The sequence below is a fragment of the Flavisolibacter ginsenosidimutans genome (genome assembly GCF_007970805.1).
In the GTDB taxonomy this organism is placed as follows: domain Bacteria; phylum Bacteroidota; class Bacteroidia; order Chitinophagales; family Chitinophagaceae; genus Flavisolibacter; species Flavisolibacter ginsenosidimutans.
This window is the reverse complement of the sequence record NZ_CP042433.1, coordinates 2,696,015-2,712,429: the sequence shown is the minus strand read 5'-3', so window position 1 is coordinate 2,712,429 and position 16,415 is coordinate 2,696,015. Positions and strand designations below refer to the sequence as shown.

General features: G+C 47.9%; 12 protein-coding genes. All 12 read left to right on the top strand.

Going from position 1 to position 16,415, the window contains the following annotated elements; genetic code table 11:
* The first annotated feature begins 239 nt into the window (after nt 1–239).
* A complete protein-coding gene (locus tag FSB75_RS11035) occupies nt 240–1,571 on the top strand; it encodes a serine hydroxymethyltransferase (RefSeq protein WP_146787043.1) in 1,332 nt (443 codons plus the stop codon).
* Nucleotides 1,572–1,812: 241 nt separating this feature from the next.
* Entirely contained in the window at nt 1,813–2,745 is a 933-nt protein-coding gene (locus tag FSB75_RS11030; protein WP_146787041.1) for an ABC transporter ATP-binding protein, read from the top strand.
* Nucleotides 2,746–2,809: 64 nt separating this feature from the next.
* Nucleotides 2,810–4,078, top strand: coding sequence for an ABC transporter permease (locus FSB75_RS11025; protein ID WP_146787039.1), 1,269 nt, complete (start codon nt 2,810–2,812; stop codon nt 4,076–4,078).
* Between the two features lie 420 nt (nt 4,079–4,498).
* Nucleotides 4,499–5,692, top strand: coding sequence for a TIGR03118 family protein (locus FSB75_RS11020; protein ID WP_146787037.1), 1,194 nt, complete (start codon nt 4,499–4,501; stop codon nt 5,690–5,692).
* A gap of 147 nt (nt 5,693–5,839) precedes the next feature.
* The gene (locus FSB75_RS11015; protein ID WP_146787035.1) at nt 5,840–7,645 is read left to right on the top strand and encodes a DNA polymerase III subunit gamma/tau; all 1,806 of its coding nucleotides are present in this window, start codon (nt 5,840–5,842) and stop codon (nt 7,643–7,645) included.
* Nucleotides 7,646–7,719: 74 nt separating this feature from the next.
* Entirely contained in the window at nt 7,720–11,142 is a 3,423-nt protein-coding gene (locus tag FSB75_RS11010) for a polysaccharide deacetylase family protein (protein ID WP_146787033.1), read from the top strand.
* Nucleotides 11,143–11,236: 94 nt separating this feature from the next.
* A complete protein-coding gene (locus FSB75_RS11005) occupies nt 11,237–12,094 on the top strand; it encodes a UbiA family prenyltransferase (protein WP_146787030.1) in 858 nt (285 codons plus the stop codon).
* A complete protein-coding gene (locus FSB75_RS11000) occupies nt 12,091–13,173 on the top strand; it encodes a type III polyketide synthase (RefSeq protein ID WP_146787027.1) in 1,083 nt (360 codons plus the stop codon). Before FSB75_RS11005 ends, FSB75_RS11000 begins: the two co-directional genes overlap by 4 nt.
* Before the next feature lie 76 nt (nt 13,174–13,249).
* Nucleotides 13,250–14,002 (top strand): methyltransferase domain-containing protein, encoded by a 753-nt coding sequence (locus FSB75_RS10995; RefSeq protein ID WP_227990559.1) that lies wholly within the window; start codon nt 13,250–13,252, stop codon nt 14,000–14,002.
* On the top strand, nt 13,989–15,125 hold the full coding sequence (locus tag FSB75_RS10990) for an NAD(P)/FAD-dependent oxidoreductase (protein ID WP_146787024.1): 1,137 nt from the start codon (nt 13,989–13,991) through the stop codon (nt 15,123–15,125). Before FSB75_RS10995 ends, FSB75_RS10990 begins: the two co-directional genes overlap by 14 nt.
* 41 nt (nt 15,126–15,166) lie before the next feature.
* On the top strand, nt 15,167–15,532 hold the full coding sequence (locus FSB75_RS10985) for a CoA-binding protein (RefSeq protein ID WP_146787020.1): 366 nt from the start codon (nt 15,167–15,169) through the stop codon (nt 15,530–15,532).
* A gap of 410 nt (nt 15,533–15,942) precedes the next feature.
* Nucleotides 15,943–16,410 (top strand): hypothetical protein, encoded by a 468-nt coding sequence (locus FSB75_RS10980; protein ID WP_146787017.1) that lies wholly within the window; start codon nt 15,943–15,945, stop codon nt 16,408–16,410.
* Nucleotides 16,411–16,415 lie beyond the last annotated feature (5 nt).

The window sequence follows — 16,415 nt, the reverse complement described above, 5'->3', positions numbered from 1 at the left end:
ACTTCTTTCACACGTCATCACAAACGAAATAAGCGGTCGAAATTAGGGATTTTTCATTCAAAGGCCACTTGTCCTCCGAAAGGGGAGGCTTAGGCGATAGAAGCCTTACGGCATTCCCTCTTTCTTTTCTTTCATGATATTTTTTTATGTACCAGAAGTTCGTCTATCCATTTAGCTTTGCTTGCGTCGCACTCTTGTGCGCTTTGTTCGCTATTCAACAACGAAACAGTCAATAAGAAATGGTACAGACAGCAAAAGAAAATTCAAGCCCAAATCTTTCCTTTAGAGGGACAGGGGGCGACACACTTGTTTTCGACATCATTCGCAAAGAGCTGGAGCGCCAGCGCCACGGCATTGAACTCATTGCTTCCGAAAACTTTACCTCGCTGCAAGTGATGCAGGCCATGGGCAACGTAATGACCAATAAATACGCCGAAGGTTACCCGGGCCGCCGCTATTACGGGGGCTGTGAATTTGTAGATGAAGTAGAGCAGTTGGCGATTGACCGTTTGAAACAAGTGTTCAATTGCGAATACGCCAACGTGCAACCGCACAGCGGCGCGCAGGCCAATGCATCAGTCATGCTGGCCGTATTAAAACCCGGCGATAAAATCCTGGGTCTTGACCTGAGCATGGGCGGTCACCTTACACACGGTTCGCCAGTAAACTTTAGCGGCAAATTATACGAAGCGCATTTTTATACGGTAGAAAAAGAAAGCGGTTTGGTCAACTACGAAGAGCTGGAGCAAAAAGCAAGAACCGAAAAGCCGAAGATGATTGTTTGCGGCGCGTCGGCGTACAGCCGCGACTGGGATTATGCACGCATTCGCAAAGTGGCCGATGAAGTTGGCGCTTTTGTAATGGCCGACATTGCGCATCCGGCGGGTCTGATTGCAAAAGGTCTTTTGTCTTCGCCTTTTGAGCATTGTCATTTTGTTACAAGCACCACGCACAAAACACTTCGCGGGCCTCGCGGTGGCATCATCATGATGGGCAAAGATTTTGAAAATCCGTTTGGATTGAAAGATCCCAAAGGCAACGTTCGCATGATGAGCAACCTGCTTGACATGGCCGTTTTCCCCGGCACGCAGGGCGGCCCATTAGAACACGTGATTGCGGCGAAAGCCATTTCTTTCGGCGAAATTTTATCGGAGGATTATACCGCTTACGCAAAGCAAATTCAGGCCAATGCGCAAGCCATGGCAAAAGCATTGGTGGCAAAAGACTACCATCTTATCAGCGGTGGCACGGATAATCATTTAATGTTGATTGACCTTCGCAACAAAAACATTACGGGCAAAAAAGCGCAGGAAACGTTGGACAAAGCGCACATCACTTTAAACAAAAACGCCGTGCCTTACGATGATAAAAGCCCCTTTGTTACATCCGGCATTCGCGTGGGCGTGCCGGCCATTACGACAAGAGGAATGAAGGAAGGACACATGCAAACCGTAGTGGACTTGCTGGATAAAGTTTTGATGAATATTGACGATGCGGCAACGGTTAAAAATGTTTCGGAAGAGGTGAAAGAATTCATGCGGCAGTTTCCGTTGTACCCCGAATTGGGCTAGCCCCAAACCCCTAACGGGCTTCGTCGTTTACGGTAGCAGAGTTCTTACAAAGCACAACGCCCCTGATCTTAGAAGTCAGGGGCGTTGTGCTTTGTAAGAGGCTTATGCTTAGAGCGACCGAAGCTCCTTTAGGGGTTTAGGTTCGTCCTGCCAAACAGAGGCTTCGTATAAAACAGCGGGAGCTTTTCACCAAACGCTGATTACATTTGAAACCACATCAACCTCAAACCAGCTTACGTTTATGAACCTGCTCGAAGCCCGCGACCTTAAAAAATATTTTGCTACGCAAAAAGCCGTTGACGACATTTCCTTTGGCGTTGCGCCGGGAAGCATCTTTGGTTTACTGGGCCCGAACGGCGCCGGCAAAACAACGCTTATCCGCATGATCACCGGCATTTTTTATCCCGACAGCGGCGAAATTTTATTCGACGGCAAACCCTTTGATGCGCTAAAAGACATTGAACGCATCGGCTACATGCCCGAAGAAAGAGGCTTGTACAAAAAGATGAAGATAGGTGAGCATGCACTTTATCTTGCTCAACTGAAAGGGCTTCCAAAAAACGAAGCAATGCGGTTAATTAAGGAGTGGTTTGTGAAGTTTGAAATGCAAAGCTGGTGGAACAAAAAGGTGGAAGACTTATCGAAAGGCATGAGCCAGAAGCTGCAGTTTGTAACCACCGTTGTGCACAATCCAAAGCTCATTATTCTCGACGAACCGTTTAGCGGTCTTGACCCGGTAAACAGCAACTTGATTAAGGACGTGATCTTCAACCTTGCAAAGAACGGCGCCACCATTATCTTCAGTACGCACCGCATGGAGCAGGTGGAGGAGATTTGCGATCACATCATTCTTGTAAACAAAGGACAGAAGATTTTGGACGGCACGGTGAAAGAAGCAAAGCAGAAATACAAAGCGGGCTTGTTCCGTGTTGGCTACGACGGCGAAGCGCCGGTGCTTTCGCATCCTTCGTTTAGCATTATAAAAAGCAATGATCAGTCCATGGTTGTAAAGATTGCCGAAGGCTGTCAGCCCAATGATATTCTGTCCGCCGCGTTGCAAAGCGGCGTAGCCATTGCTTCGTTTAACGAAATCCTTCCTTCGCTTAACGACATCTTTATTGAACTTGTGGAAGGCACGCCGGCCGCAAGGCAGTTTCAACCCGTAACAGCCTGATGTGGCAATAGGCAACGAGCAACAGACAATGCCGTTCACAAATCAACCACTCAACTAAGCTCACATGAATAAATCACTCCTGATCATAAAACGCGAATACCTTACCCGCATTCGCAAAAAAACCTTTCTGGTTTCCACCATTCTTTTTCCGGTGTTTTACCTCGCCATTATTTTCGGCAGCACTTACATTGCCAAGAAAAACTCAAAGGTGTTGCGGGTAGCCGTTCTTGATTCGTCGGGTGTGTTTGACCGCGGACTGATTGGCCGCGCCAACCTGCAGGACAGCTCTTCTTACCTTGATTTTGTAACGGCCGATGCCGACAGTGTGCGGCAGCATTTTTCGGCAATGGGTTACGACGGCTACGTCGTTGTTCCGCCCTCTGCAAAGGACGGTTTGAAAAGCCTTACACTGGTGACTGAGAAAAATCACGGCATCACCTCGGTGTACGGCGTGCAGAACAAACTGAACACCATCTGGACCAACGTAAACTACAACAAGCTTGGCATTACCGAACAGCAGCGTTCCCTGATCGAACAAAGCAAAATCAACCTCACCGAAAAAAATATCAACGATGAAAAAGCCGACAGCGGCATCGCTTCGGGCATCGGTTACGTAGCTGCCATTCTTATTTATATCATCCTGCTTCTTTACGGCTCCCAAGTAATGATGGGTGTGATGGAAGAAAAAACGAGCCGCATTGCCGAAGTGATGGTGTCGAGTATCCGGCCATTTCAATTGATGTTGGGAAAAATCATCGGCATCGGCCTGGTGGCGCTCACGCAGTTTTTGTTGTGGATTGTGTTTGCGCTGGTTATTTACAACGTTACCAAAGCATCGGGCAGCAGCAACGCCGTATCGGAAGCAGTAGGGCAGGTTAACAAAGTCATCTCCAACGTCAACGTGCCGTTTATCCTTGTTTGCTTTGTCTTTTATTTGCTGGGCGGCTTCTTTTTTTACGCTTCGCTTTTTGCCGCCATCGGTTCATCGGTGAACGAGGACATGCGGGAAGCGCAATCGCTTTCTTTCCCCATTACCATGATCGTGGTTTTTTCTGTGATGCTCATGGCGCCCGTCATTGCCGATCCTTCGGGTAAACTTGCTTTTTGGGCCAGCATTATCCCGTTCTCGTCGCCCATCATCATGATGTGCCGCATACCGTTTGGCATACCGGGCACGGTGCCCTGGTGGCAACTGGGATTAAGCGCTGCTTTGCTCATTGCCGGCTTTTTGTTCACCACCTGGTTTGCCGGAAAAATTTACCGCACGGGCATTTTGATGTACGGCAAAAAACCAAGCTGGAAAGAAATGCTCAAGTGGGCGTCGCGAAAGTAAAGCGCAGATATTCATAAAAAAAACGTCTTCAATTTGAAGGCGTTTTTTTATGGACCAGCAGCCGGGTACCGATTGGGGTCGTTTTGGTTTATCCTGAACCTTCGCAGGCTCAGACTGACAAAGCCAAAAGACGCTCTTCAACGCTTTGTTCGCTGCGCGGCAATTTTTTCACCGGCGGTTACATTCCTTGTTCGGCAACTAACTAAAGAAGGCCCTTCGGGCTTTTAACTTCTTTCGCCCTAGCCGTAAAGTCGTGTCCTTCTATGCAGCTTCTTTGGCGGAAACGTGTCGCGGGTTGTTGGCAACGGTGCGGAAGAAGACCAGCCTTTCCGTTGGTGAACACCGTTCAATCCAGTCTTATCAAGAGGCCCTGCCCGTTGAAAACCGGATTCTTTTTCTTCACCTTAAAAATTGTTTTGTATGAACAAAACCAACACAGCAAACTTCCTTCGTGCTGGAAGGCTTGCCCTGGCGCTGACAGCATTGTTTGTTGCTGGCTGTCAAAAATCAATTGACAAACCAGCTTCTACTAATCCGTTGCAGGCCGATGAAGCCAAAGCGGCAAAAGACAACAACGGCGGCAAAAAAATTGGTCACTTTACTCAGGTGAACCTTGTGGCCAACAACAGCGAGTATGGTGCCGCCTTCATTGATCCAACACTGATGAATGCATGGGGGATTGCCTTTGCCCCTAACGGCACGGCCTGGGTTAATTCGCAAGAGGGGCATGTGAGTGAAGTTTACACAAGCGAAGGCGCACCCACGGCTTTGGGCCGTGTGAACATTCCGCTGCCGGCAGCCACTACCGGAGGCAATCCCACGGGCATCGTCTTCAACGGCAGCAACACGGCTTTCATCATTCCGGGCAGCAGCGCAGCACGTTTTATTTTCGTGGGCGTTGACGGTGTGCTTTCGGCTTGGAACGGTGCGCAGGGCACAACGGCCAGGCGCATTGCTGCAGTGCCGCAGTCCGCGTTTACGGGTTTAACAACGGGTGCCGCCGGAACCGATACGTTTTTGTACGCCGCCAATTTTGCGGCCCGGAAAATTAACGTGTGGAACAAGAGCTTTGCTCCTGTGGTCATGCCGTTTTCCGATCCCGGTATTCCCGCCGGTTATGCGCCTTTCAACATTCAAAACATTGACGGCCTTCTTTATGTAACCTATGCGAAAGTGGCCGCGAACGGAGAAAGCCAAGCGGGTATGGGACTTGGTTACGTAGATGTTTATAATACCGCCGGTGTGCTGGTAAAACGTTTTGCTTCAGGTGGTACGCTGAACGCACCTTGGGGCTTGGCCAAAGTACCTGCTTCTTTCTTTGGCAATGATGAAGCTGATGACGATGACAGCGGACCAATGATTCTAGTCGGAAACTTTGGCGACGGCCGCATCAACGCTTACACTACGAGCGGAAAATTCAAAGGACAGCTTCGCGGAAGCCACGGCCATGATATGATTCAGATAGAAGGGCTGTGGGCAATTACGTTGCCGCCAGCAACATCAACCATTGACCAGCGACGCCTGTATTTTGCTGCCGGCCCCGATGATGAAACGCACGGCCTTTTCGGCTACATTATTGCCCGCATGGACGACGGCGATCTGAACGACGATTGATAAGGAAGTATGCACCGTTTGCAAAGCCCAATCAAAAGGAGATTGGGCTTTTGCTTTCCCTTTATAAGGTTAGGATTACCGCCCAGCCGCGCAGGAGCTTGCCCGAAAAATTTCCTCTCCTTTCCCTACCTTGCAAGCCAATCACTCATGGAAAAATTCATTGTCTCCGCACGCAAATACCGGCCCCAAACCTTTGACACGGTGGTGGGGCAAGAACACATTACCACTACGCTGAAAAACGCCATCAAAAACAATCACCTGGCGCACGCCTTTTTGTTTTGCGGTCCACGCGGCGTGGGCAAAACAACCTGTGCCCGCATCCTGGCAAAAACCATCAACTGCGAGAACCTTCAGCCCGACGGCGAGGCTTGCAACGTGTGTCATTCCTGCGTGTCGTTCAACAACGGCACTTCCATGAACATTCACGAGCTGGATGCCGCCAGCAACAACTCGGTGGACGACATTCGGGCCTTGGTTGAGCAAGTACGTTTTGCACCGCAAGCCGGCAAATACAAGGTTTATATTATTGATGAAGTGCACATGCTTTCGTCATCGGCCTTTAATGCTTTTTTAAAAACATTGGAAGAGCCACCGCCTTACGCCATTTTTATTTTGGCCACAACGGAAAAACACAAAATTCTTCCCACCATCCTAAGCCGTTGTCAAATCTTCGATTTTAAACGAATCACCTTGCAGGATACGGTTAATCATCTTGCGGGCATCGCCAAAAAAGAGGACATCAAAGCCCAGGAAACGGCCTTGCAGCTCATTGCCCAAAAAAGCGAGGGCTGCATGAGGGATGCGTTGAGCATTCTCGACAAAATCGTTTCCTTTACCGATGGCGATGTGACGTATGAAAACACCATCGAACACCTCAACATCCTCGATGCCGATTATTACTTCAAACTGTTCGATTGCATGTTGGCGCAAGACCTTGCAGGAGCCATGTTGCTCTTCGACGACATCAACAAAAAAGGTTTTGAAGGCGATATGGTGCTGAACGGCTTCGCGGAATTTTTGCGAAATCTTTTAATCTGTAAAGATGAAAGAGTAGCCGGGCTTTTGGAAGTGGTGGAAAGCTTTAAAAAGCGCTACGCCGAAGCCGCGAAAAGTGTAGATGCGGCTTACATTATCAGTGCGCTAAACCTGTTGAATGAAGCCGAAATTGGTTTCCGTGCGGCCCGCAACAAGCGCCTGCACGTAGAGCTTGCGCTCATCAAACTTTGCTATCTCTCACAGGCATTGGCGATTACCGCAAATGCCTCAAACTTCGATAAAAAAAAAGTAGTTGAAGCAACAAAAGCCGTTGCGTTCAGGGTGCTGAAACCCATTGCCGCGCCGCTGCAAAAAGCACCTTCGGCAGAAACGAAAGTTGTTGCAAAACCCGAAGCCAAGCTGGTGATTGAAACACCTGTACCAAAGCCCGTGGCGCAGCCAATGGTGGAAGAACAAAAGCCAGAATACAAACCCGCGCAAACCGCCGCAAAGCCTGCTGCAACAAAAACAAAACTTTCTTCGCTTGATGCCCTGCGCAACAAAATAGCCGCGGAAAACGGCGGACAAACCGTTGCCGACAAGCCGTTGGAAGAAGCCGCATTAAAAGAAGCCTGGAAAAAGTTTATTGAACGGTTGAAAGAAAGCAAACGCCCGGCCTGGCAGAGTTACGAACTGGGCGAGTTGGTGATAAAAGACGAGGCTTGCTTTGAAGTTATCGTGCACAACAAGATCAACGAAAAATTTATTGAATTGGAGCGAAAAGAAGCCGGTGAATTTTTGCAGGGCGAACTGTGTAACCGGACGCTTCAGTTTACCATTACCCTGATTGAGCCGCCAAAAGACGAAACAATTATTGAAGCTCCGCTCACGGCCAAGGATCAATACTTCAAACTCATCGAACAGTACCCTATTGTCAAAGAATTAAAAGATCGTCTTAAACTTGAACTTGATTATTGAGGTTTTGAACTAAATAAGCCCCGCCTTAACAATTGATTTTTGAACTTTGCCTGTTCAAATCCATCGGATTTATTATGCAAGACAGACAGGTTTTTCAGGCTTCCACCGCTACTCGTTGGCAACGGGTGAAATGGGGCAGCCGCGTATTGATTTTCATCGGCATCATTCTTCTCGTTGCCTTCATCATTGCCGTAGGCGCAGCCGTTAAAAACACAAACATGCCCCACCTGCAATCGGTGGAGTACAAACCGCTGAAAGATACCAGCAGTTTTATTTACAAAAACAGCGAACTGGCCCGCAAATACTACGGCTTTCGCAAGTTTATTGATGACCGCGACGTAAAAGCCAAAACCCGCGAACCTTACCAATCTTTTGTTCCCGCTAACTTTCGAAACATCACGTCCAATACAGAAGCTTGCCGCATTCGCGCCGGCTTTTTTGTTGACTGGGACCCGCAATCTTATTACTCCCTGCAACGCAACGTGAACAAGCTGAACCTCGTTATTCCCGAATGGTTTTTTATTGATCCAAAGGCCGACACTCTTATTTCGAAAATAGACGGACAGGCACTGGCCATCATGCAGCAGTCAGGCGTGAACATCATGCCCGTTCTTACCAACAACCTGGGCGAAGTTTTTCACGGCGACGCCGTACACCGTATTTTGACCACGCAGGCCAAACGCGAACGCCTCATCAACGACCTCATTCGCCTGTTGAAAGCAAAACATTTTGCCGGCGTAAACGTGGACTTTGAAGACTTGGTGGAAACCACCGACGAGCCGCTAATCGCTTTTCAAAAAGAATTGTACGAAAAGCTTCACGCACACCATTTGCTGGTAACGCAGGACGTGATTCCGTTTAACGAAGATTACAATTACGATGCGTTGGCGAAGTACAACGACTTCCTGTTTGTGATGGCCTACGACGAGTTTTCGGACGGCACGAAAGCGGGGCCGATAGCCGAGCAAAAATGGATAGAAGCCGCCGTGGACGAAGCCACTAAAAAGCTTCCCGCCAACAAAATCATCCTGGGCCTTGGCGCTTATGGTTATGACTGGCCCAGGAACAGCCAGGCCTTGCCGCTTACCTATCAGCAAGCCCTTTCCGTGGCCAAGGAAAACGACGGAAAAATTGAATTCAACAACGATACTTACAATTTGCATTTTTCTTATTCCGACGACAACGACGTGGAGCACGACGTGTATTTTACTGATGCGGCCACGGCCTTCAACACCATGCGTTTTGCCACCGAAAGTGACCTCGCCGGAACGGCCATTTGGCGGCTTGGTTCTGAGGACTCTCGCATCTGGGATTTTTACAATCTTGACATGTCGAAAGAAGCGGCGCAGAGGTTTGACTTTGCCGAATTTAGCTCCATTGAATCCACCGACGATGTAGACTACAACGGCCAGGGCGAAGTGCTGGACGTGGTGAGTACGCCAACCAAAGGCCTTATCAAAACGGAACAGGACACAAGCGAAATGCTCATTAGTGAAGAAAACTATGTGCAGCTTCCTTCGCAGTTTATTGTAAACGCTTACGGCTGGAACAAGCAAGACACGGCCCGCAACCGCAAGAAAATTGTACTCACTTTCGATGACGGTCCCGACGCCAACTGGACACCGCGTGTGCTGGATATTCTTTCGGAGAAGCACGTGCCGGCCACATTTTTCGTGGTGGGCAAGAACGTGGAAGAAAACATTCCGATGCTCAAGCGCATTTACCGCGAGGGCCACGAGATTGGCAACCACACCTTTCTGCATCCAAACGTGGCCGAAATAAGTCCGCGGCGGGCGGTGATTGAAATGGAATCAACGCGGTTGTTGATCGAATGCATCACGGGTCATTCAACGGTGCTGTTTCGTGCGCCGTACAACGCCGATTTTACCCCGCAGAAATGGGAGGAATTGCAGCCGGTTGCCCTGGCGCGAACAAAAAATTATCTCGACATCGGCGAGTCCATTGACCCCGAAGACTGGCAGCCAGGGGTGAGCGCTGATACCATTTTTCAACGAGTGATAACGCTAAAACAAAAGTTTGAAAGCGAGAACCAGGGCGGCAACATCGTTCTGTTGCACGATGCCGGCGGCGAAACCCGCGAAGCCACAATTGAAGCCCTGCCGCGCATCATTGATTATTTTAAACAACGCGGTTATACGTTTACGACCGTTGCCGATTATCTCGGAAAAAAGAAAGACGCCGTAATGCCGCCCGTGCCCAAAGGCAGCGGCTATTTTCTCATTCAGGCAAACATTGTTTTGGTAGAAACCATTTACTGGATAAACCACATTTTGTTTTCGCTGTTCATCATCTTCATTGCTCTTTCAATTGCCCGCATTTTACTGATGGCGGTGTTAACCACCATCGAAAGAAGAAAAGAAAAAAAAGCGGCCATGTTGCTGCCAACAATGATGCAGCAACATCCATTGGTTTCCATTATCGTTCCGGCCTACAACGAAGAAGTGAATGCCGTAAGCTCGCTGCAGAATTTATTAAAAACCGACTACCCGAATTTCAACGTTGTTTTTGTTGACGACGGCAGCAAGGACGATACCTACGCAAAAGTGGCCGATGTGTTCAAGGATCATCCAAAAGTGAAAGTGTTTACAAAACCCAACGGCGGTAAAGCCTCTGCGTTAAACTACGGCATTTCTCAAACCCATGCGGAGTTTGTGGTGTGCATTGATGCGGACACGAAACTTCACCCGACGGCTGTGTCAGAAATGATGAAGCATTTTGCCGCTGAAGGAGTGGGAGCGGTGGCCGGAAACGTAAAGGTGGGCAACGAAGTAAACATGCTTACCCGCTGGCAAGCTATCGAATACATCAGCAGCCAAAACTTCGACCGGCGTGCCTTTGCAGCGGTAAACGCCATTACCGTTGTGCCCGGCGCTATTGGCGCTTTCCGCAAAAAAGCCATTGAAGACGCAGGTGGATTTACCACCGATACGCTGGCGGAAGATTGTGACCTTACCATTCGCATTCTTCGCGCAGGCTACGAGATAAGAAACGAAAACAAAGCCCTTGCCTTTACCGAAGTGCCGGAAAAACTTGCGCAGTTTAACAAGCAACGCTTCCGCTGGAGCTTTGGCATTTTGCAAACCTTCTGGAAGCACAAGGACGTTATGTTCAACAAAAATTACGGCTGGCTGGGTTGGCTGGCCATGCCCAATATTTTGTTGTTCCAATACATCATCCCGTTCTTTATTCCCATTGCCGATTTCTTTATGCTTGTTGGGTTGTTCACCGGCAATGCCTCGCATATTCTTCCTTACTACATTGCCTTCATGTTGTTTGATGCGGCCGTTGCAGTCGCTGCTTTCCGGTTGGAAAAAGAAAGCATTGGGCGTTTAATATGGCTGATTCCGCAGCGCCTTATTTACCGCTGGATCATGTGGTGGGTTTTGTTCAAAGCCGTACGCCGCGCTGTGAAAGGAGAACTCCAAAGCTGGGGTGTATTGAAACGGACGGGCAAGGTGAAGGAGGTGATGGCGTGAGAAAAAGTTAATAGGTTACTACGTTAATAAGTTACTGAGTCGGATTAAGGCTTTACTTAGTAACGTATTAACTTACCAACCTATTAACTTCGAAATGCTCCGCCGCTCCACCATACAACTCCTCCGCTTTCATTTCTCGCTTTTCCTCCTACCGGTTTATTTGTTTGCGTTGAGCCAGGCCAATGAAATTAATTGGCGCAATGCGGTTCTCTCTTTTATCATCCTGCACCTGTTGGTTTATCCCGCAAGCAACGGTTACAATTCTTACATGGACCGCGACGAAACGCCCATCGGCGGCCTCGCTTCGCCGTTGCAACCCACAAAGCAATTGTTTTACGCAACGGTGGCAATGGATGTTTTGGCGGTGATGCTTTCGCTTTGTATTTCTCCTCTTTTTGCGGGCGGCGTGCTGCTTTACATTCTGGCTTCGAGAGCTTACAGTTACCGCGGCATCCGGCTAAAAAAATATCCGGTCATCGGTTTTTTAACCGTTTTTATTTTTCAGGGTGCGCTTGTTTTTTTCATCTCGTACGAAGCGGTCAATGCGCAAGGCGAAAAAAATCCGGGATGGATACCGCTGTTGTTGTCGAGTTTATTAATTGGCGCTTTGTACCCGCTTACGCAAATCTACCAGCACGAAGAAGACAAAAAAGATGGCGTAACCACCATCAGTTGTCTGTTGGGTAAAAGAGGCACGTTTGTTTTTAGCATGACGCTTTTTTTGCTCGCCTCGCTGCTAATGTATTTTTTGTTTAAGGAGAAAGGCCGGTTAAACCATTTTACTTTGTTTTTGTTTTATCTCTTACCCGTGGTCTTATTTTTTCTGTATTGGATGAACAGGGTTTGGAAAGACGGAAGCACTGCCAATTTTAAAAACAGCTTGCGCATGAACCTCCTTTCCACCCTTTGCACTGCGGCTTATTTCATCACCCTGATCATTCTAAACCATTGAGCAAAATTGTTTCCATCGGCACAGCGCTTCCGGCTTATTGCCACAAGCAAACGGACATTCTTTCCTTCATGCAGCAAGTGTATGCCCTGCCGCCCGCCGACGCCCGCAAGCTGCGTTTCATGTACAACCAGTCGGGCATTGCGCAACGTTATTCGGTGCTGCCCGATTACGGCAAACCAATGGCTGAATGGAAGTTTTATCCCCCCACGGAAAACCTTGAGCCTTTTCCTTCGCTTGAACAACGCATGGCGGTTTACAACAAACAGGCGCCATTGCTTTCTATTGATGCCATTCGCGATTGTCTTTCGCACAAACATCTTCCGCAAAATATTACACACCTGATTACCGTTAGCTGCACGGGCATGAGCGCACCGGGACTTGATTTGCAGATCATGGAGTTAATGGACTTGCCGAAAACTATTTTTCGCACCTCGGTTAATTTCATGGGATGCTATGCGGCCACTCACGCCTTGAAAATTGCCGACGCACTTTGCAGAAACGATAAAGGTGCGCAGGTTTTGATTGTATGTACCGAGTTGTGCACCCTGCATTTTCAGCGTGAAGCCACGATGGACAACATGATGTCTTCACTCTTGTTTGCTGATGGTGCGGCGGCTGTTTTGTTGATGAACGATGAAGCAAAGGCAGAAGGTTTGTTCCTCGATGCTTTTTACAGTGAGATCATAAGGAAGGGCAAACGCGACATGGCATGGGAACTTTCATCAACGGGTTTTTTAATGACCTTGAGCGGTTACGTTCCCGAACTGATTGAAGAAGATTTTGCGGTGATTGTGCAGCGGGCCTTGAGCACTAACAACGCGGTGAAAGATGACGTTTCGCACTGGTGCGTTCATCCCGGCGGCAAAAAAATTCTTGAGGCCATTCACAAAACCCTCTCGTTTAAAAACGGTGAACTTGCGGCCTCGTACGAAGTGCTGAACGAAGTGGGCAATCTTTCGTCAGCTTCCATCTTATTTGTGTTGAAGAAAATATTGCAACAGAAAACCGCGGTAAAAAAATTGTTCGGCGCCGCCTTTGGGCCGGGATTGACTGTGGAAACGTTTATGGCGCATGCATAATTTCGTTTGTAGTTGGTGGTTTATGGTTGGTGTAGCAGATTGAAGAAGGCTACATTTTTGGCAAACTGAATCGGAAATGCATTTACAACAACACGATAACCACAAACCCTTCATGCCTTCCTTTCAACAACGCTCCTACAAAAAAGAACTGCTTGACAGGAATGACGTTCCGTTTGAAGACATTAAACGGAATATGCAGGAGCTCAATTTCATCAACCGGCATTTGGGTGGTCATGACATAACATTAGACGGCATTGTTGCCCTTATTCAACAAGCGCCGGTGTTTAATAAACAACTAAGCATCGTTGAAATTGGTTGTGGCGGCGGCGATAATTTACGGGCTATTAAGACGTGGGCGGCGCACATCAAACTCCCCGTGCAATTGCTTGGCGTCGACATCAACGAAGAGTGCATTGCTTACGCAAAAGCACAACCGCGAAATACCGGTATCGAATTCATTCATTCAGATTACAAGTTGACACGGTTCCCCGCAAAACCCGATGTGATTTTCTCTTCACTTTTTTGTCATCATTTTACCGACGAAGAACTGGTGGCCCAATTGCAGTGGATGAACGAAAGTTCTTCGCTTGGTTTTTTTATCAATGATTTGCACCGGCATCCGTTAGCGTACTATTCTATCAAAATACTTACAGGCCTTTTTTCAAAAAGTTATTTGGTGAAGAACGACGCGCCGCTATCGGTGCAACGTGGTTTTAAAAAAGAAGACTGGAAGCGATTGTTTCGTTTGGCCCAAATTGAAAACTACACTTGCAAATGGCGATGGGCTTTTCGCTGGTTAGTAACTTACGTGCACAATGGTGAAGACTGATTACGACATAGCCATCGTGGGCGGCGGATTGGCCGGTCTTGCAACGGCCATTCAATTGGCAAAGAAAGCTTACAGCGTTGTGCTGTTTGAAAAAGAAGAATATCCTTTTCAAAAAGTTTGCGGCGAGTATGTGAGTTTGGAAAGCTGGGCTTTTTTGGAGTCGCTTGGATTGCCCTTACACAAAATGAGCTTGCCGTTGATTGATACCTTGCAATTAACAGCGCCAAACGGCAAAGAACTGTTCACAAAACTTCCGCTTGGCGGCTTTGGCATCAGCCGTTATTTGTTGGACAAAAGCCTGGCTGATATTGCCGCAAAAAGCGGTGTAACAATTTTGCAAAAAACAAAAGTAGATGACGCAAAAAAACAAGATGATTTGTTCGTCATTTCTTTTCCGGGCAATGCAATAAAAACGAAAGTATGTTGTGCTGCTTACGGCAAGCGAAACAACCTTGATGTGAAATGGAAGCGTCCGTTTTTACGGCAAACAAGTTCGCGGTTGAACAATTACATTGGTATAAAATACCACGTCAAAACAGATTGGAAAGACAACGTCATTGGCCTGCACAATTTTGAAAACGGCTACTGCGGTATTTCAAAAATTGAGGGAAACGAATATTGTCTTTGCTACATGACAAAGGCCGAAAATTTAAAAGCCTGCGACAACAGCATTGAAGCCTTGCAGGAAAATATCTTGGCCCAAAATCCGCACCTCAAAAAAATTTTTTCGCAAAGTGAGGTAATGAAAGATTTTCCAGTTACCATTTCGCAAATCAATTTCGGCGCGAAAGAAAAAGTACAAGACGGCATACTTATGCTGGGCGATGCGGCTGGCATGATCACGCCGCTTTGCGGCAACGGCATGAGCATCGCTTTGCACACCGCAAAACTTGCGGCTGCGTTGATTGATGCTTTTCTCCAGGGAAAATTTTCGCAAAGCGAAATGGAAGAAGCCTATAAAAAGCAATGGAACAAAGCCTTTGCATCGCGTTTAAAAGCCGGCCGCTTCATTCAATCTTTTTTTGGCGGGAAACGGTTGAGTAATTTTTTTGTCGGCACGTTCAAAGCCTTTCCTTTTTTGACAAAGCCCGTTATCAAACTCACACACGGCAAACCGTTTTAAGGCACAGCCTTTGTACTTTCATTGCTTTGAAAAGATTGATTATGGCAGCAAAGAAAACCGTAGTGCTTGGCGCATCGGACAATCCCGCACGGTACAGTTATCTGGCGCTTAACCGGCTCAAGGCGCATCAACATCCGATCGTGGCCGTAGGCCGGAAAGAAACTGCCGTGAACGGCATTCCCATTCACAAAGAACACGTTCCAGAAGAAGGCGTTGACACGGTAACGCTTTATCTGAACCCGCGCAACCAGGTTGAATACTACGATTATATTTTAAGTCTCAAACCCAAACGCATCATCTTCAATCCCGGCACCGAAAACGAAGAGTTGGAAAAACTGGCGAAAGAACACGGCATCCAAACAATGGAAGCCTGCACGCTGGTAATGTTGGGTACAGGGCAATATTAATTCCTTTCGACCGGAAGCTTTTATCCGGTTTTTTATGTAACCAGCTTTTGTAACTCTGTTCATCGCCTCTTGCGTCGCACACTTGTGCATTCAGAACTTCATTCAACTTTTTAACCACAGAGAACACAGAGGAAATGCGTGGTGCTTTTTTGCGATGTTTCACTCTGTGCCCTCTCCGGGTAAATTTTTACCGGCTTGCGGTCCTTCAAATTATTTTACAAGCCGTAGGGCAAGCCATTCATCGGAAAGCTTCTTCGTACATCTCCGAGATTGGCCGGCGTACTTGTTCCCGATTTTTTAAAAAGTGCAAAACTTGCTTGGATAGTAAGGGTCTTTTTTCTTTCTTGCGCGAGAAATCCGACAACGGTGAACAACCGTTGGGGAATGTAAAATCCTAAACATTCATCCTTATGAAACTCCTAAAAACCGGAGCCCTTGCCCTGTTGCTTACCGCCGCCTGTCTTCATGCCACGGCACAAACCTCCAAGCCACCGATTAACGAACCCAATTACAACAAGCCAAAAGTCTTTGCCGATTTACCCGAGAAACTTTCGCTTCGCATTGCCGATGCGGAAGCCTTACTTAACCTGCCTGTAGGTACGCAAGTAAACGCCGCTGTGGCAAACGGTTTTCCGTTGGTGGGGACAGTTGTAAGCAAGTCCAGCCCAAGCGACCTTACCGTGCAAAGCATTGTGATCAGAAGTGCCGGCCGCCAAAACGCAACCTTCACGTTCACCCGCATTAAAAACGCCGACGGCAGCTTTTCTTACAAAGGCCGCATGATGGGCAAAACCGCCGGTGATGCTCTTGAAATTACAAAGGAAGGCACGGGCTATGTGCTTCGCAAAAAAGGTTACTACGACCTGGTGAATGAGTAAACGTT